16 protein-coding genes are annotated in these 16301 nt (G+C 73.8%); 8 read left to right on the forward strand and 8 right to left on the reverse strand.

All coding sequences use genetic code 11. From position 1 onward, the window contains the following. The first annotated feature begins 20 nt into the window (after positions 1–20). Complete coding sequence (locus Cs7R123_RS01020) at positions 21–404, forward strand: RidA family protein (RefSeq protein ID WP_212822696.1); 384 nt, start codon at positions 21–23, stop codon at positions 402–404. Positions 405–422: 18 nt separating this feature from the next. Here Cs7R123_RS01020 and Cs7R123_RS01025 read toward each other — a convergent pair whose 3' ends face one another. Beyond that, positions 423–1976 (reverse strand): hypothetical protein, encoded by a 1554-nt coding sequence (locus tag Cs7R123_RS01025; protein WP_212822698.1) that lies wholly within the window; start codon positions 1974–1976, stop codon positions 423–425. Between the two features lie 198 nt (positions 1977–2174). Next, positions 2175–3623, reverse strand: coding sequence for a hypothetical protein (locus Cs7R123_RS01030; protein WP_212822700.1), 1449 nt, complete (start codon positions 3621–3623; stop codon positions 2175–2177). Between the two features lie 136 nt (positions 3624–3759). Here Cs7R123_RS01030 and Cs7R123_RS01035 point away from each other — a divergent pair, with 136 nt between their 5' ends. Genes Cs7R123_RS01035 through Cs7R123_RS01045 form a run of 3 tightly spaced genes read left to right on the forward strand, consistent with a single transcriptional unit; the run spans position 3760 to position 5636 of the window. Continuing rightward, positions 3760–4281: a pyridoxamine 5'-phosphate oxidase family protein gene (locus Cs7R123_RS01035; RefSeq protein ID WP_212822702.1), complete on the forward strand. Its 522-nt coding sequence runs from the start codon at positions 3760–3762 to the stop codon at positions 4279–4281. A 10-nt stretch (positions 4282–4291) separates the two neighbouring features. Beyond that, complete coding sequence (locus Cs7R123_RS01040; RefSeq protein WP_212822704.1) at positions 4292–5236, forward strand: acyltransferase domain-containing protein; 945 nt, start codon at positions 4292–4294, stop codon at positions 5234–5236. 34 nt (positions 5237–5270) lie between these two features. Further along, entirely contained in the window at positions 5271–5636 is a 366-nt protein-coding gene (locus tag Cs7R123_RS01045) for a hypothetical protein (RefSeq protein ID WP_212822707.1), read from the forward strand. Positions 5637–5644: 8 nt separating this feature from the next. Here the strand turns inward: Cs7R123_RS01045 and Cs7R123_RS01050 are convergent, their stop codons facing one another. Then, positions 5645–6715, reverse strand: coding sequence for a hypothetical protein (locus tag Cs7R123_RS01050; protein WP_212822709.1), 1071 nt, complete (start codon positions 6713–6715; stop codon positions 5645–5647). 22 nt (positions 6716–6737) lie between these two features. Next, the gene (locus Cs7R123_RS01055) at positions 6738–7298 is read right to left on the reverse strand and encodes a DinB family protein (protein WP_212822711.1); all 561 of its coding nucleotides are present in this window, start codon (positions 7296–7298) and stop codon (positions 6738–6740) included. Between the two features lie 90 nt (positions 7299–7388). On the opposite strand from Cs7R123_RS01055, the gene Cs7R123_RS01060 reads away from it, so the two are divergent. Beyond that, positions 7389–8114 carry a PIG-L deacetylase family protein gene (locus tag Cs7R123_RS01060; RefSeq protein WP_244871535.1) on the forward strand — a complete coding sequence of 242 codons (726 nt, stop codon included), beginning with the start codon at positions 7389–7391 and terminating at the stop codon, positions 8112–8114. A gap of 51 nt (positions 8115–8165) precedes the next feature. Here Cs7R123_RS01060 and Cs7R123_RS01065 read toward each other — a convergent pair whose 3' ends face one another. Continuing rightward, positions 8166–9098: an aminoglycoside phosphotransferase family protein gene (locus tag Cs7R123_RS01065; RefSeq protein WP_212822712.1), complete on the reverse strand. Its 933-nt coding sequence runs from the start codon at positions 9096–9098 to the stop codon at positions 8166–8168. 135 nt (positions 9099–9233) lie between these two features. Between Cs7R123_RS01065 and Cs7R123_RS01070 the strand changes: the two genes are divergently transcribed. The 3 genes from Cs7R123_RS01070 to Cs7R123_RS01080 all read left to right on the forward strand — a co-directional run bounded on the left by Cs7R123_RS01070 (position 9234) and on the right by Cs7R123_RS01080 (position 12505). Next, positions 9234–9560: a hypothetical protein gene (locus Cs7R123_RS01070; protein WP_212822714.1), complete on the forward strand. Its 327-nt coding sequence runs from the start codon at positions 9234–9236 to the stop codon at positions 9558–9560. A gap of 171 nt (positions 9561–9731) precedes the next feature. After that, positions 9732–10490 carry an MBL fold metallo-hydrolase gene (locus tag Cs7R123_RS01075; RefSeq protein ID WP_244871536.1) on the forward strand — a complete coding sequence of 253 codons (759 nt, stop codon included), beginning with the start codon at positions 9732–9734 and terminating at the stop codon, positions 10488–10490. Beyond that, complete coding sequence (locus Cs7R123_RS01080) at positions 10487–12505, forward strand: phage holin family protein (protein ID WP_212822720.1); 2019 nt, start codon at positions 10487–10489, stop codon at positions 12503–12505. Before Cs7R123_RS01075 ends, Cs7R123_RS01080 begins: the two co-directional genes overlap by 4 nt. A gap of 21 nt (positions 12506–12526) precedes the next feature. Here Cs7R123_RS01080 and Cs7R123_RS01085 read toward each other — a convergent pair whose 3' ends face one another. From Cs7R123_RS01085 to Cs7R123_RS01095, 3 genes are all read right to left on the reverse strand, one after another. After that, entirely contained in the window at positions 12527–13663 is a 1137-nt protein-coding gene (locus Cs7R123_RS01085) for a hypothetical protein (RefSeq protein WP_212822722.1), read from the reverse strand. A gap of 220 nt (positions 13664–13883) precedes the next feature. Next, complete coding sequence (locus Cs7R123_RS01090; protein WP_374706975.1) at positions 13884–15398, reverse strand: ricin-type beta-trefoil lectin domain protein; 1515 nt, start codon at positions 15396–15398, stop codon at positions 13884–13886. A gap of 109 nt (positions 15399–15507) precedes the next feature. Further along, complete coding sequence (locus Cs7R123_RS01095) at positions 15508–16245, reverse strand: hypothetical protein (protein ID WP_212822724.1); 738 nt, start codon at positions 16243–16245, stop codon at positions 15508–15510. Positions 16246–16301 lie beyond the last annotated feature (56 nt).

The raw sequence follows: 16301 nt of genomic DNA on the forward strand, positions 1-16301 counted from the left end.
GCCGTGCTACATTGACCGCCGTGATCGAGAAGATCCACAGTGAACAGATCGCGTCCTCCGCGGCCCCGCTGTCGCACGGGATCCGCGCCGGCGACTACGTGTTCATCTCGGGCCAGATCCCGATACGCCCCGACGGTGTCATCGTCCTCGGCGACTTCGAGGAAGAGGTGCGCACCGTCCTGGACAACGTGCGCGCGGTGTGCCGCGCCGCGGGCGGCGACCTCAGCGACGTGTGCAAGGTGAACGCGTTCCTGGTCAACGCCGCGCTGTTCGACCGGTTCAACGCGGTCTACCGCGAATACTTCACCGACCCGTTCCCGGCCCGGTCCACGGTCCTGGCGTCGCTGGCCAACCCCGACCTGCGGGTCGAGGTCGAGGCGATCGCGTATCTCCCCCGGCGTTAGCGCACCCGTCCGGCGCGATCACCCGCGCCGGATCCTCGCGGCCGCGGCCGCGAGCTCGCTCATGACGCGCCCTGGAAGTGCCGGGTTCGCGGCGGCTCGGGCTGCCACCCCGAGGTCGTCGTCGGCGAGCAGCGCGATGACGGTCTCGGCGCGAAGGGCAGGATGACCGGCGGCCAGCCATCGGGCCCGCTCGTCGGTGAGGCAGGCGAGCAGCGCGTCGGCCGGGGCGCCGTCGTGTACCGCGATGTTGCGCAGGGCCTTGGACACGGCTGGTGTGCGCCGGGCGATGTCGGTCAGCACCGACGGCGGGCAGGCCGGGTTGCGGGCGACCGCCGCCGCGACCCGCGGCCCGTGCTCGGTGAGCATGGCGCGTAACTGGAGTTCGGTGAGCGCCGGGTTGGGCGCGACCGCCTTGACGACCCTGGCGTCGCGATCCGTGGCGAACCGGTCGACGAGGTCGTGGGGCAGGCCGGGGTGGGCAGCGGCCAGCATCCGGGCCCCGCCGGCTGCCGAGGCGGCGAGTTCGCGCAGCTCTGCCGGGGTCGCGGCGGCGATACGCGGCAGCATGGCAGCCCCGACCTTCACGACTTCGGCGAGCCGGATGAGGACGTCGAGGGGGACGGCGGGGTTGTGGGCGAGCCGGCGGCGTACGTCGTGGGTGTCGTCCTCGGCCATCGCCCGCATGAGGTCTTCACCGATCGCGGGGTTCTCGGCGAGGTCGCCGCGCACGCCGGCGACGGGGTCCTGGGCCAGAGCCAGGTAGGTCGCCCGGGGCAGGTCCTGGCGACCGGCGAGCGCCCACCGCACCTGGAGCAAGGGGTGGGCGGCATGCTCGCGGAGCAGGTAGGGCGGGGTGCTCGGGTTGCCTGCCAGCGAGCCGTCGAGGGCGAGCAGCGCGTCGGCATGGGTGCCGTCGCAGCTCCAGTCGTGGAACTGCCAGGCGGGGGTGCCGGCGCAGGCCGCGCAGTGGCGGGCGGCGGGCTGGCGGCGCCCGGCCAGGGCGACGAGGACGTGTGGGGGCGTGTACTCGTTGACCGCTACGCAGCTGCGCACGGTCAGGTGCGGGTGTGCGGCCAGACGCTCGGCCTGCGCGGCGGTGAGCCGTGCCCACCGGGCGGTCTCGGTGACGACGTCGAGGTCGGGGTCGTCGGCCAGGGTGTCCAGCGCGTCGGCGGGCACGTGGTCGGCGGTGGCGAACGCCGCCCGGGTGGCCGGGTCGGGGTCGGTGGCCAGACGGCGGGCCCAGTCGGGGTGGATGGGGCCGAGGTCGGCGAGGACGAGGGCGACCGCCGGGTCGAAGTCGGTGACGGTGCCGGGTGGCAGCCGCCCGTCCCGGAGCAGCCGGCCGACTGCCAGGGTGTCGCCGGTGGCGGCGAGACGGTGGATCTGGCCGTCGCCGAGGTCGTCGCGGGAGGCCAGCTGCCACCGTATGTCGTGGTCGTCGAGGGCGATGAGCTGATCGACGACGGCCGGTGGCAGCGCGGGGTTGGCTGCCAGTCCCCGGCACAGCTCGGCGATGCGGTTCGCCTGCGCCGGGGCTGCGGCGTTCCACCAGTCGTGCGGCTGCTGCATGGAGTGAGGCTGCCCTGCCGGACGGGTCGGCGCCACCGGGTTTCGTCCGGCTCGCCGGGACCGGACCGCAGCCCTGCCTGTGCCGTCGCAGGGGCATGGCTCCGGTCGGGCGGGGTCAAGCCGGCACGTGGGGCGTACCCCCGCGCGCTTGAGCAGAGTGAAGGCCGCCCGGTCGGCACCGGGCGGCCTCCGGAGTGCCTACCGGGACACCGTCGACGGGGCCGCGGCCGGGCACAGCGCCGCCGACGACGCCGCGGCGGTGCCGGGCGCCACGCCGGGTCCGGCGAAGTACCGGGCCAGCGCGAAGCCGCCGCTGGTCAGCGTGGAGTTGTACGTCGACCCCACGAGCACCAGCCCTCCCTTGCCCTGCAGCAGGGCCTTGGCCGCGCCTGAGTTCTCGCCGATCGGCGTGGTGGTGCGCCCGCAGGTGCCGAACGCCGGGTCGAGGCTGCCGTCGGCCAGGTAGCCGGCGAGGGCGAACCGGGACGGGAAGCCCGCGCTGCCGGCGGCGACGATGCGCCCGTCGCGCCGCAGCACCAGGCTGGCGGCGCCGGAATCGCCCTCGGCGAACTCGGTGAGCACCTTGCCGGTGCCGCCGCCGAACGACGGGTCGAGCGTGCCGGCGGGCAGGAACCGCATGAGCCCGAACGCGCCCTTGCCGGCGGCGGTCTGGCCGAGCCCGGCGACCACGATCCGGCCCAGCGCGTCGATCACGACGTCCTGGGCGCCGCCCTTGCCCTGCTCGGGCACGTTCTGGGCGACGACGATCCCGGTGCCGCCGCCGAAGTCCGGGTCGGGTCGGCCGGTGTCGGTGAGCCGTACGACCGCGAACTGCTGACCGGTGTCGCCAGGCCCGATCGCGGTGCCCGCCAGGACGATCTTCCCGTCGGCCTGGAGGGCGACGGCGGTGGCCATGGCGTCGCCGCCGGAGATGTTGATCAGGACGGTGCCGCCGGTGCCGAACGCCGGGTCGAGGGCACCGCCGGGCAGGTACCGCGCGGCGGCGAAGACCGCGTCGCCCGAGCCGTCCTTGGCCCCGCCCACCACGACGATCCTGCCGTCGCGCTGGATCACCACGTCGTCGGCCCCGGCGTCGCCGTCCACCCCGACGGGGGTGACCACGACGCCGTCGCCACCGAACGTCTGGTCGAGCCGGCCGTCGGCCCGGTACCGCACCACCGCGAACCCGATGTCGCTGTCGGTGCCGAGACCGGCGGTGCCGACCGCGACGATGCGCCGGTCGGGCTGGACCGCCACGGCTTCGGCACCGTCTGCCCCCTGGACGTCGTTGAACGGGGTCACGACCTGTCCCCCGGTGCCGAAGGTGCGGTCGAGCCGGCCGTCGGCGCGGTAGCGGGCGAGCAGGAAGTCGGCGTTGGCGCCGGACAGCGCGCCGCCCGCGGCGATGATCGCGTCACCCTGCCGCGCGGCACCGCTGGCACCGGAGGCGACGTCCGGGAACAGGGTCACCACGGTGCCGCCGGTGCCGAAGGCCGGGTCCAGGGTGCCCGCGCCGACCTGGGGCCGTGGCGGTGGTGCCGCGCCGGCCGGGGTGTCCATCGCGGCGGTGAACAGGGCGAGCGCGGACAGGCCCGCTGCCGCGAGGGTCTTGCGTACCGGCGACCACGTCGTCGCGGTGGGTGTCATGGGAAGCCTCCTGGGTCGGGACGGCCTCATCGTGTCAAAATTCGGACATACAAGTACGATTTTGTACGAACGTGATCGCGCTTCGCAACGGCGCCACATGGACCGACGGACCTCGACCGCCGGATATATTGACCCGATGCGGGAGACGCGCCACGAGCTCGACGAACTCCAGGCCCTGCTGGACGCCTCGCTGTCCGGCTCGACCGCCCACCTGCGATCGATAGTCACCGGCCGCACCGTCACGGCGCCCGAGCTCACGCAGATCCTCACCGGCATGTGCGTCCTCTCGCTGGCCACGGTCACGGCCAAGGGCGAGCCGCGCATCAGCGGCGCCGACGGCCACTTCCTGCACGGCAGCTGGCACTTCGGCACCGCGCGCACCGCCGCCAAGGCCCGCCACCTGGCCGCCCGGCCCGCTGCCAGCGTCTCGCACCTGCGCGGCGAGGACCTGGGCGTCTTCACCCACGGCACCGTGGAGATCCTCAACCCGGCCGACGGCCCGGCCGCCGCGGACTGGCCGGACCTGCTCGCCTACTTCAAGGACTGCTACGGCGCCGACGCGTTCGACTGGGACCGCGACGTGGTCTACTACCGGCTGCGTCCACACTGGATGACGGTGTACGCACCGGACCCCGCGAAGCTGCTGGCCGGCCAGTAGGATCGCCTGCGTGGATCTGGACGACACCGCCGCCAGGCTCGGGGTATCCGTCGAGGACGTCGAGCGCGTGCACCGGCTCGCCGGCGACCGGCCGTCGGCGCCGCTGCCCGCCAAAGCCGACGCGCCCGCGATCCTCCAGCGGCTCGCGGTGCGGCCCGACGACGCCGCCGAGATCATGGCGGGCTGGCCCGATCCCGGCTCTCCGCTGTGGACGCCGGAGCTGCGCTGGCTGCTCGACCGCTCGATCGCCCTGGTCCGCGCCGATCTCGGCGGGTACGGCTGGCTGTCCCCCGGTCCGGAGCTGCCGCGCGAACGCGGCCCCGCCTGGCGGCACCTCTACGTGTACGCGTACCTGGCGCTGGTCGACGTCGCCACGGGATACCACCGCGACCACGGCATCGCCGCTGACGTGACCTGGGTGACCCTCGCGGACCTGGGCCGCAATCTGGCGGTGGACCGGCGGATGAACCGCGAGGGCTGGCCGGTCATGCAGAGCTGGCTGACCCTGCACGCGCGCGGCGGCCTGTACGAGCTGGGCCGGTTGCAGCACCACCGCGGCGACACCGCCATCAACCTGCACATCCCCGAATCCGGGCCGCTGACCCCGCAGGCGATCGACGCCTCGCTCGACCAGGCCCGCGCGTTCTTCCCCCGCCACTTCCCCGACGAGCGGTACACGGCGTTCTCCTGCGGCTCGTGGCTGCTCGACCCGCAGCTGCTGGAATACCTGCCCGAGGACTCCAACATCGCCCGCTTCCAGCGGCGGTTCGAGCTGGAGCCGTACGAGGAGCCGGAAGGGCTGGACCCCGACGTCGAGGCGCTGCGGTTCGTGTTCCGCAGCCTGACCACGCCGCTGGACCAGCTGCCGCGCCGCACCGTGCTCGAACGCGCGATCGCCGACCACCTGAGGGCCGGGCGCCACTGGCGCTGGTGCCGCGGCAGCTTCCCGATCTGAACCTGGCCGCGCCGCCCACCGGTACGATCCACCGATGACCGAGCAGCGCCTCCTCCTCTGCTTCTCCTACCACGAGCACGACTGGGACGACGAGCTCGACTGGGCGGTGGAGGCGGAGGCGGAACTGCTGCGCCGGGCCACCTACGGCCAGTGGGAGGAGGCCCCGGACGCCGCCGAACCCGACGAGTTCGACACGGTCGAAGCCCTGGCCCAGCAGGTCGAAGACGTCCTGGTCGGCGAATGGGAGATGCCTGCGGCCGCCGCCCGGCTGCCCATCGACAAACTGCGCGCGGTCATCGCCGACGGCGGCTGGACCTTCGCCGCAGGCGGGTTCTCGGAGTACGAGGGCCACCACAACGACACGGAGCTGCTGGTCAAGCTCGTCCGACCGCAGCGCTGACGCGGCGGTCATGAGCGCCGGACACCCGCCAGCGCCAGCCGAACCCTCTTCCTGGTGCCCGCGTGAGTGACCTGCTTCGACAACCGGGACAACTCCGCCAACGCGGTGTCGGAGCCGATCCGGGCCAGCGCCCTGGCCGCCGCCACCGCCGTCTTCGGGCTGCGCGGCCCCGCCCCCGCGATCCAGTGCAGAGACCGGTCGGCCACGGCGCCGAGCAGCCGGTCGGTGTCCGGGTGCTGCGGCAGCAGTGCGAGCAACCGGATCAGCCCCCGGACGGCGATCGCGTTGTACGGGTCGAACGCCGCGTTGACGTCCAGGCGGATCCTCGGCGGCAGCAACCGCTGGGTGCGCGGCTCGCCGACCTTGGCGAGCCAGTCGGTCAGCACAGCACGGGCCGGACCCTCGCCCGCTTCGGACAGCAGATGCCGGCCACGGGCCTCCCACTCCTCGGCCGAGCCGCTCGCGCTGGAGCCGAGCACGTGGATGACGACCTCAGGCCACGGCCTGCCCAACCGGGGCAGGTCGGCCAGGGCGTGCTCGCTCCAGGACTCGCCGACGTTGAGTGCGGGCCCGCCGAGTTCCGCAACGAGCTGGATCAGGCCGCCCTCGCCGGACCGGGGCGTGGTGGCAGTGCGGCGGATCAGGGCGACCACCTCGGGCGGCAGGGTGAGCCCGGCGCCGGTCACCGTGGCGACCTGTTCGGGCAGCGTCGGCCGCCAGCCCTGCCAGGTCCAGCCGTAGGCCTGCAACCGCAGCTGCCGCAGCACCGCCTCGGCTTCGCTGGCCGAGTCCAGGTCTTCCACGAGCCGGTGTGCCAGCCGGCCGAGGCTGGCCGCGGTCCGCTCGGCCGGGGTCGCGGCGGCGAGTTCGGCCAGTCCGAAGGCGAACCGCTCCCGGTCGGCTGCCGTGAACCTGGCGATGATGTCGGGCACGGATCCGGCGAATCCCCAGGCACCATTGTTCACCAGCGCCATCGTCGCCGCGCAGTCGATGGCGCCGGGCAGGTCGCTGGCGGCGACGCGGCCGGACAGGCGGTCCAGCCAGTACGGGACGTCGGCGAGCGTCAGCGCGGCGGTCACGGCCCGGCCGGGGACCTGCGGGCTACTGGCCGGTGCGGCCGTCGATGCATTCGCGCAGCAGGTCTGCGTGGCCGCAGTGGCGGGCGTACTCCTCGACCATGTGGATGAGGATGTCGCGGACGCCGGCCTCGTCGCCCCAGGGCGTCACGATCACGGCACCGAGGTCGGTGAGCTCGTCCAGCCACGCGTCGGCGGCGGCGATCTGCGCCTTCCAGGCGGTGAAGGCGTCGGCGACCACGGCCGGGTCCGCGACCGCCTCGGTGAAGTCGAGATCGTGGTCGTCGACCGACCAGTACAGGCGCGGGACCTCCCGGTTGCCCTGCAACGTGCGGTGGAACCAGTTGTGCTCCACCCGCGCCATGTGGCGCACCAGCCCGAGCAGGCTCATCGTCGACGGCGGCACCGAGCGCGTGGCCAGCTGCTCCGGCGTGAGGCCGTCGCACTTCATCCCGAGGGTGAGCCGGTAGTTGCTGAGGTACTCGCGGATGGTCGCGAGCTCGCCGACGGGGCTGCCCACCGTACGCGGGTCGTCTTCGGGCTTCGCCCACATGCCGTCGAAGCCGACGGGCTGCTGACCGGTCATGGCCGACAGCCTTACCGACCGCGCGGTGTCTGGCAACCGGATTCGGCTCGCCGACGGTGCGGCGCGGCGGGGCCGGACTATGGTCGGCTGGTGGAGCAGCTGGAGCCGATGCCGCAGGACTGGACCCGGGCGCTGGCGATCGCCGCGCACCCCGACGACCTGGAGTACGGCGTGGCCGGTGCGGTCGCGGCCTGGACCGAGGCGGGCAAGCAGGTGTCGTACCTGCTGGTGACGCGCGGTGAGGCCGGGATCGACACGGTGCCGCCGCAGGAGTGCGGGCCGCTGCGCGAGGCCGAGCAGCGCGCCGCGGCCGCCGAGGTCGGAGTGTCGCAGGTGGAGTTCCTCGACCACCGCGACGGTGTCCTCGAGTACGGGCTGGACCTGCGCCGGGATCTGGCCGCCGCGATCCGCCGCCATACGCCGCAGCTGGTCGTCACCACCAATCTCCACGACAGCTGGCCCGGTGGCGGCTGGAACTCCCCCGACCACCGCCATGTCGGCCGGGCCGTGCTGGACGCGGTCGGCGACGCGGGCAACCGGTGGATCTTCCCCGAGCTGGCGGAGCAGGGCCTGGCCCCGTGGAACGGGGTGCGGTACGTGGCGATCGGTGGGTCGCCGCAGCCCACCCATGCCGTCGACGTGACCGGCAGCCTCGACCGCGCCGTCGCCTCGCTCAGCGCGCACCGCGCCTACCTGGAGGCGCTGGGCACGCAGCCGATGGCGTCGGCACGCGAGTTCCTGGAGTGGATGGCCGACACGGTCGCGCCCCGGTTCGGCGGCCGCCGCGCCACGGCGTTCGAGCTGTACCGGTCGTAGCACCGGGGCAAGCGGATCGCGGCCGGGAACACCTCGCCGACCAGGTTCGGGTCATGACCTGGCTGCGGTGGCCACCGCGTACTCGGTGAAGATCTCGTCGAGGACGTGCCTGGCGACTGCGTGCTCATCGGCTTCGCCGAGCGTGTGCGCGCAGGTGGTCAGGGTCTTCCACAGGGCCCAGCCGCGCCCGCGCCGCCAGGTCGCCGCGTCGGTCGGCAGCCGGGAACGCAACGCCCGGCGGCCCGGCGCGTCCAGCAGGGTCCACGCGATCGCCAGGTCGCAGGCCGGGTCGCCGACGCCGCAGGTCCCGAAGTCGATGACGGCGGCCAGCCTGCCCCCGTCGTCGAGCAGCAGGTTGCCCGGGGCGACGTCGCCGTGGAACCAGGTGGGCGTGCCGTTCCAGGGCGCGTCCAGGGCGTCCTGCCAGATCTGTCGGGCCAGGGCGACGTCGACGTGCCCGTCCAGCTTCGCCAGTGCCGCCTGGGCCAGCCCGTCGTAGGTGCGCAGCGTGCCGCCCCGGAACCAGTTGTGCAGGCCGGGGCCGGGGCCGTCGGCGGGGTCGACGCTCCATAGCGCGGCCAGGAAACCGGCCAGGTCGAGGGCGAACCCGACCGGGTCGCCGATCCGATCGGCGGTGGCCGGATCGCCGTCGAGCCACGCGTAGACCGACCAGCGGAACGGGTAGCCCGCGCCGGGTTCCCCGGTGGCCAGGGGGACGGGCACGGGCAGCGGGAGCCGCCGGGCCAGTTCCGGCAGCCACCGTTGCTCCTTGTCGACCGCCAGGGCGTACTCGGCGGCGCTGGGCAGCCGTACCGACATCTCCGGACCGAGGTGGAAGGTCTGGTTGTCCCAGCCGCCACCGGCCACCGGCCGGATCGGCAGGCCGGCCCACCGGGGAAACTGCTCCGCCACGAGCTGGTGCACCACCTCGACCGGCACGGTGACGCGCTCGGGCGGGGGGCCCAGCTGCGGGGTGTCGCTCAACGTGTGCTCCTGTCCTGCCGCTGGCGGCCGTCACCTGATCGGGTCGCAGGCCGGTGACGGTGTTGCCCGGGTGCGCTATCTACAAAGGATGCCTGAGAACACCCGGTCGCTCGGCCCCCGTTTCACCCCCGCCCAGTGGGGCTTCCTCCCGCCACGGTGGCGCAGTGCTCCGACATCACCGGGCGCGAGGTCGGCATGTTCGTGCAGGTCCCGGGCGATCCGAAGTACTTCTGGGAGCGGACGCTCAGCTTCGAGGGTTCCGGCTGGCGGGTGCAGCGGGTCGTGATCGGCGAACCGGCAGACGTGGGCAGGACCTTCCACCTGGTGCTGGTGCCGCTGTCCGCGCAGGCGGTGGCCGAGTTCCAGAAGCACGACGGAACGGCCTACTTCGTCACGGCTCCTCCCGTGCAACCCCTGGCCACGCTCGTCGTCACCCGCAGCGACCAGCTCGGCAACTGCTGAGCGCGCGGGTACGGGCGGTTTCGCGCCGCCACGTCCTGACCCGCCCGAGGCCGGACGCGGCCGGCCTCGGGCGGGGGCCCGGCCACCGACCGAATTCTGCGCTTTCCGCCCAGTATGCCGCCGACGATGCGACATTCGACGTGAATGCTCGCCCGCCGGAAGGCCCCGAATGTGACAGCGTCGCTGGTGTTCCTGGGACATTCGACGGTCCTGCTCGACCTCGGCGGGGTACGGGTGCTCACCGACCCGGTCCTGCGCGGACGGCTGCTGTTCCTGCGCCGGGTGGTCGCGCCACCGGCCCCGGGCAACTACGGCGGCGTCGACGCCGTCGTGCTGTCGCACCTGCACCACGACCACTGCGACCTGCCGTCGCTGGCCCTGCTCGGCCGCGACATCCCGCTCATCGCGCCCGACGGCTCCGGCGACTTCCTGCGGCGGCGCGGCTTCCGCCAGGTGGTCACGCTGGCGGCCGGGCAGTCCCACCGGGTCGGCGCGGTCACCGTCACCGCGACCCCCGCCGTCCACGACGGCCGCCGCGAGCCGTTCGGCCCCCGGGCCGCGGCCGTGGGCTACCGCATCGCGTCCCCGCGCACGGCGGTCTACTTCGCCGGGGACACCGACCTGTTCCCCGGGATGGCCGATCTGGGCCCGGACCTGGACCTGGCTCTGGTCCCGGTATGGGGCTGGGGGCCGAACCTCGGCCCCGGACACCTCGACCCCGGCCGCGCCGCCGAGGCCGTCGCCCTGCTGCGGCCCCGCCTCGCCGTGCCGATCCACTGGGGCACCCTGTTCCCGTACGGGCTGAGCGGCCTCTACCGGCACCGGCTGCGGACACCGGCCCGTGCGTTCGCCGACGCCGTCGCGGCCAGGGCGCTGCCCACCCGGGTGACCGTGCTGGCACCCGGCCGGGGCATGGCGTGGCAGCCATGAGCGACCGCGGCGCCCGGCTGCGCCTGGCGCTGCCCGTCCTGCTGGTGGGCTGGGCGGCGCTGAGCATCGCCATCGCGCTCACGCCGGGCCTGTCCGCCGCCACCGGCTGGGACGTGCTGCTCGCCGCCGTCCTGCTCGCGGTCGCCGCCGCGCTGCTGCGCCCGCTGCTGGCGGCATTCGCCGCCCGGCTCGGCTGGGCCGGTGTCGTGGCGGGCTGGCTGCTGACCCAGGCGACGCTGGTCTACCTGGCCCTGTCGGTCACCCCGCACATCCACGTCAGCGGCTTCTGGCCCGCGTTCTGGGCCTCGTGGCTCTACTCGATCCTGGTCAGCGCCGGTATGTGGGTCGTCACCGCGGGCGACGACAGCGCGGTGCTGGCGCATCTACTGCGGACCACCCGGCACAGCCGCCGCCAGGCGGCCGCCACCACCGCCCCCGGCGTCGTGATGATCCAGATCGACGGGTTGTCGGCACCGCTGGCGCGATGGGCGATCCAGGCCGGGAACCTGCCGACGCTGACCCGCTGGATCCGCTCGGGCAGCCACACCCTGCGCGAGTGGCACGCCTGCCTGCCCGCGACCACCCCGGCCAGCCAGGCCGGGCTGCTGCACGGCGCCAGCGGGCACGTGCCCGCGTTCCGCTGGCTGGAGAAGGAGACCGGCCGCCTCGTCGTCACCAACCACCCCCGCGACGCCGAGTACGTCGAGCGCGGGTTCAGCGACGGCCGGGGCCTGCTCGCCGACGGCGGGGTCAGCCTGAGCAACGTCTTCTCCGGCGACGCGCCGATCAGCCTGCTGACCATGAGCACCGCCGACCGCAAGGGCACCCGGCGCGGCCCGTCCCGGCAGGTCAGCACGTATCTCGTCGACCCGTTCGGCCTCACCCGGTCCCTGGTGCTGACGGTCGGGGAGATGGTCAAGGAGGTGTTCCAGGCACGGCGGCAGCGGGTCCGCGGCATCGAACCCCGGGTGCACCGGCCCGCGTCGTACGTCGCGCTGCGCGGGGTCACCAACGTGCTGCTGCGCGACCTCAACCTCAACCTGGTCGCCGAGCACATGATGCGCGGCGCACCCGCCGTCTACTGCGACTTCGTCGACTACGACGAGATCGCCCACCACGCCGGACCCACCCGAGCCGAATCGCTGGCGTCGCTGGACGGCATCGACTGGGTGCTGGGCACCCTGGAGCAGCTCGCGGCGGGCGCGGCCCGCCCGTACCACTTCGTGGTCCTGTCCGACCACGGGCAGAGCCAGGGCGCGACCTTCCGGCAGCGGTACGGGACGACCCTGGAGGCCCTGGTCCGCCGCCTCATGTCGGCCGATGGCGGCGATGTCGTCACCGAACACGACGGCGAGCAGTGGGGCCGCGTCCGCACCCTGCTCGCCGAGGTGAGCGGTGAGCAGCAGGCCGTCGGCAGGCTGACCGGCGCCGTGCTGGACGCCCGCGACAGACCGGACGCGACCCGGCCGCCCCAAAGCGACGACCTGGTCGTCGTCGCGTCCGGGAACCTGGGCATGGTCTACCTGCCGGGCGAGCGCCGCCGGCTGACGCTGGAGGAGATCGAGTCCCGGCACCCGCGCCTGCTGACCGGCCTGGTCACCCACCCGGGCGTCGGATTCGCGCTGGTGCGCTCGCGGGCGGGCGGTCCGGTCGTGCTGGGCCGCGACGGCGTGCACCACCTGGCCGACGGGCGGATCGACGGCACGGACCCGCTCGCGGGGTTCGGGCCGCACGCGGCCGCCGACCTGCGGCGCCATGACACGCTGCCGCACGTCGGCGACATCGTGCTCAACAGCCTGCTGGACGCCTCGACCGGGGAGGTGGCGGCGTTCGAGGAGCTGGTCGGCTGCCACGGCGGCCTGGGCGGCTGGCAGACCCGGCCCGTGCTGATCCATCCGGCGGGCTGGTCGGCGCCGGGGCCGCTGGTCGGCGCGGACGCGGTGCACGGGCAGCTCGTACGCTGGCTGGAAGAGCTCGGGCAGCGCACCGGTCTCACGCCGCCGGACCAGCCCTGACCCCGCGGGGCCGGGCGGGGCTCAGCGGGGCCGCTGGGTGAACTCGGCGTCCGCCAGGGTGTAGACCGTCGTCGCGGTGGTGATGACGATCTTCGTTGCTTTGTCGAAGTCGACCCCTTGTGCCACGTAGACCCCGTCGCCGAGCTGCGCCTGCACGACGGTGCCGTCGCTGCCGACGACCGCCACGCGCTCGGTGTGCGCCGGGACGGGGCCGACGATCCAGGATCCGCCGCCGGGCCAGCTGCTCGACAGGGTCATGCCGACCCCGGTGCCGTCGGCGGACGACAGGTCGAGCACCGGGCTGCGGTAGGAGATCCCCTTGGCCGGATCGCCCGACCGCGCCGCCCAGGAGCAGAGCGCGAAGCCGTGCGCGGACCGGTAGACGCGCACCACCTCGCTGTTCCCGTAGGACGCGGTCGTCCGCAGCGTCGCGCCGGACAGCGCCGGTTGCCTGTCGAGATGCCGCTGGCAGTAGGCCGCGAACTCCTCCTCCTGATAGGTCGCGGTGACCGTCAGGTCGTCGCGGGCCAGGTCCAGGGTGGCACCGTCGGCGGTCAGCTTCGCGGTGGTCAGGGCGGACCGCTCGCCCCACAGCACGACCAGGTCGTCGTGCCGCGAGTACTTCAGGGCCCCGCCGGTTACGGTCATCTGCACCTCGACATGCGGGTCGCGCAGCCGCGCCACGACCACGACGGTCCCGTCCGGCAGCCAGTCCCGGTATGCTGCGACAGGCTGCGGGACCTCGGACCTACTGGTCATTCCGTACGCAAGGCGACCGGTGACCACGCCCCCGGCCGTACGCGAGCAGTCGAAGGTCATCGACCGCAGCGGGCCGGGCGGGGCGGAGTAGACCCGGAACCGCGCGTCGCCGCCGCCGCTCACGTCGATGAACGGCGCACCGAGGGTGGTCGGCAGCTGCTCCACGTGCAGCGTCCTGGCCGCCTCGGCCGTGTAGGCCGCCTGGCAGGCGCGGTGAAGGGTGTCGACCCTGGCGACCTGCCCGAACCGGTCGGCCGCATAGGCGGCGACGTTGGACAGCAGCACCAGCAGCGCCGAGGCGGCCGCAGACCACGCCAACCAGCGCCGGTGCCGCCGCCTGCGTTCCGCGTCGGCCGGCGGCTCGGCGGGCGAGGGCGCCCTCGGTGGCAAAACGAACATGAGCAGTTCCCCGTGGTCCGTACGCGCAAGACAGCCCTGGCCGCCGTGTTCCGGCGCCCGGTCCGTCTGCCACCGCCACACCTGGACGGTGGCCGCACACGGTAGCAGGCGGCACCCAGCCGCACCTTCCGTCGGCCTGGGCGCTGCCCAGGGCGGACGGGGCTGGTGACGAGTGCGTCCCAGCCCGTCCGCCCCGGGCAGCGTGCAAGCGGTCTGTGCCTCAGCCGCGCCACCACTTCTGGTTGGCGCCGCCGGTGCAGTCCCACAGTTCCAGGGGCGTGCCGGTGCCGCCCCAGCCGGTGACGTCGACGCACTTGTTCGCCTGCGGGTTCACCAGGTCACCGGCGCCGCTGAGGACGAACTGCTGGGCCGGGTTGCCGCTGCACGTGGCGAGCTGGATGGCCGCGCCGTTGGCGGTCGACCCCCACGCGACGTCGATGCACAGCCCGGTGACGGTCCGGATGGTGCCGTCGCCGGGGAAGTTCCAGCTCTGCGCGTTGGTGCCGTTGCAGTCCCACAGCTGGAGCCGCTGGCCGTCGACGAAGTTGGAGTTGGGCACGTCGATGCACTTGTTCTGGTACCCGATGATCCGGCTGGTGCCGCCGCCGGTCGTGGTCAGGGTGAGGCCGTAGGCGCCGAGGATCTCGTTGACGGGCTGGAAGAAGGTCGTGCCGCCGGTCGAGCAGTTGCCGGAGCCGCCGGAGGTGACACCCTGGGCCTGGTTGCCGCTCATCCAGGCGCCGCCGGAGTCGCCGCCCTCGGCGCAGGCGTTGGTCTGGGTCAGGCCGTACACCAGCGAGCCGGAGTAGTTGACCGTGACGTTCTTGGCCTGGACGACGCCGCAGCGCCAGCCGGTGGTGCGACCGGACCGGCAGATGGAGCTGCCGACCGCGGCCTCGGTGGAGCCGGCCACGACCACGTTGCCGCCGGCGTAGTTGTTGACCCACGGGCGCGGGGTCCAGTTGCCGTTGGTGCGGACCCAGGCGTAGTCGTTGCCGGGGAACGACGATCCGGCGAAGGTGCCCTGGCTGACGTTGTTGTAGCCGAGGGTGGGGCTGCCGGCGCCGCCGCAGTGCCCGGCGGTGACGAAGCCGCCGTTGTTGACCGAGAAGCCGATGGAGCACAGGGTGTTGCCGTTGATGACGTACTGGTCGCCGCCGCGGATGTCGTAGAGCGGGCGGGGCGCCTGGGCGCCGGTGACGATGCGGACGGCCGACCGGTCGATCGCGCCCGCGGCGATGAGCCGCTCGGCGGTGGCCGTGTCGGGCGCCGACACGACGACGCTGTTGGTGGCGGCGTCGACGTACCAGCCGTAGGCGCCGGTGCGGGCGCGGGCCGCGCGGTCCAGGGCGTTCTTCGCGTCGGTCAGCTGCTTCTCGCTGCGCGCCACGACGGCCGGGACCGCGCCCGCGGCCCGGACGACGTCGGCGTCGCGGCCGGTCAGCACGCCGACGGTGAGGCGGCTGTCGGCCGTGGAGTACCAGGCTCCGGCGAACCGGTCGCCCAGGCTCACGCGCAGGCGCTGCTCGGTGCTGGCGGCGGCGGCCTCGTGGGCCTGGCGCAGGCGCGCCTGGGTCTCGGTCAGGGCCAGGTCGCGGCGCAGCGCCTGGTCCATGGTGGTCGCGGTCGGCGCCGCCGGGGGTACGGGCACAGGCGCGGCCGCCGCAGGGGCGGGGATGACCAGCGCAGCGGCGAGCAGCGCCGCGCCGGTCAGGGCGGGGAGTCTCACGTCGATCCTCTTTCAGGGGGACGGAACGATGCGTGAGAGCGCTCTCTGAAGAGACTTTACAGTTACGCACACATATGTCAATAGGTGTTCATGTATATGCGGGGCTGCGGCGCGGTCAGCCGTACGCGGGCTGCGGCACCGACACCCGCAGCGCCGTCTGCGCCTTCGTGTGCCGCGACTGCCTCGGAACCACCTGGTGGCGCGCCAGGAACGACGGCCATCGCGCCACCGCGGCGGCCGCGTGGGCCGAGGCGATCTTGCTGGACAGCTCCAGCACCGGCTCGGTCGGGAACTCCCACAGCTGCGCTGCCAGCGGGTGCCGCCAGCCGGGGGCGGCGCCCAGCGCCCGGCGTACGAGCACCGGCCCGAACAGCGACAACCCGTCCAGCGTGACGTCCTGCGGCGCGTGGGCCTGGAACAGCCGCCGCTGCCACGGCGAGAAGAGGACACCGGGCGGCATCCGGCGGGCCACCACCGCGGCGGCGGCCGTGTCGGCGGGCCGGGCCTTCAGCGAGGCCGTACAGACGAACGCGTCACCGAACATGTCCAGTTCGACCGCGAACCCCTTGCGGCGGCGCAGCCCCGGGTCCAGCGTGGCGGGGTCGGCCGGGCGCAGCCGCACCGTCGCGTCGGCCCGGCCGTCGCCCGTGCGGCGGATCCGGACGATCAGCCCGGCCGCCTCCAGCTTCAGGCACGGAGTGTCCAGGTAGTACACCTGCCGGGTCCGCGCCGCGCCCAGATCGAGGCCCAGTGCCGCCGCCGCGTCGCGCCCCTCCCCCTCGGCCAGGGCCGCCTTCAGCTCGACGGTGTCGCAGGCGACGAGGAACGCCGGGTCGGCGGGTGCGTCGGTCATCAGCTGTCCGGAGTCAGGGGTCACATGTGGTCGCAACGAGCGTTCGCCGAGCGCGG

It is taken from the genome of Catellatospora sp. TT07R-123 (assembly GCF_018327705.1).
GTDB lineage: Bacteria > Actinomycetota > Actinomycetes > Mycobacteriales > Micromonosporaceae > Catellatospora.

Coding starts and splice junctions, on each gene's coding strand:
- Cs7R123_RS01025 (WP_212822698.1), bottom strand. CDS start 1,976: ATGCAGCAGCCGCACGACTGGTGGAACGCCGCAGCCCCGGCGCAGGCG.
- Cs7R123_RS01030 (WP_212822700.1), bottom strand. CDS start 3,623: ATGACACCCACCGCGACGACGTGGTCGCCGGTACGCAAGACCCTCGCG.
- Cs7R123_RS01035 (WP_212822702.1), top strand. CDS start 3,760: ATGCGGGAGACGCGCCACGAGCTCGACGAACTCCAGGCCCTGCTGGAC.
- Cs7R123_RS01045 (WP_212822707.1), top strand. CDS start 5,271: ATGACCGAGCAGCGCCTCCTCCTCTGCTTCTCCTACCACGAGCACGAC.
- Cs7R123_RS01055 (WP_212822711.1), bottom strand. CDS start 7,298: ATGACCGGTCAGCAGCCCGTCGGCTTCGACGGCATGTGGGCGAAGCCC.
- Cs7R123_RS01080 (WP_212822720.1), top strand. CDS start 10,487: ATGAGCGACCGCGGCGCCCGGCTGCGCCTGGCGCTGCCCGTCCTGCTG.
- Cs7R123_RS01085 (WP_212822722.1), bottom strand. CDS start 13,663: ATGTTCGTTTTGCCACCGAGGGCGCCCTCGCCCGCCGAGCCGCCGGCC.
- Cs7R123_RS01095 (WP_212822724.1), bottom strand. CDS start 16,245: ATGACCGACGCACCCGCCGACCCGGCGTTCCTCGTCGCCTGCGACACC.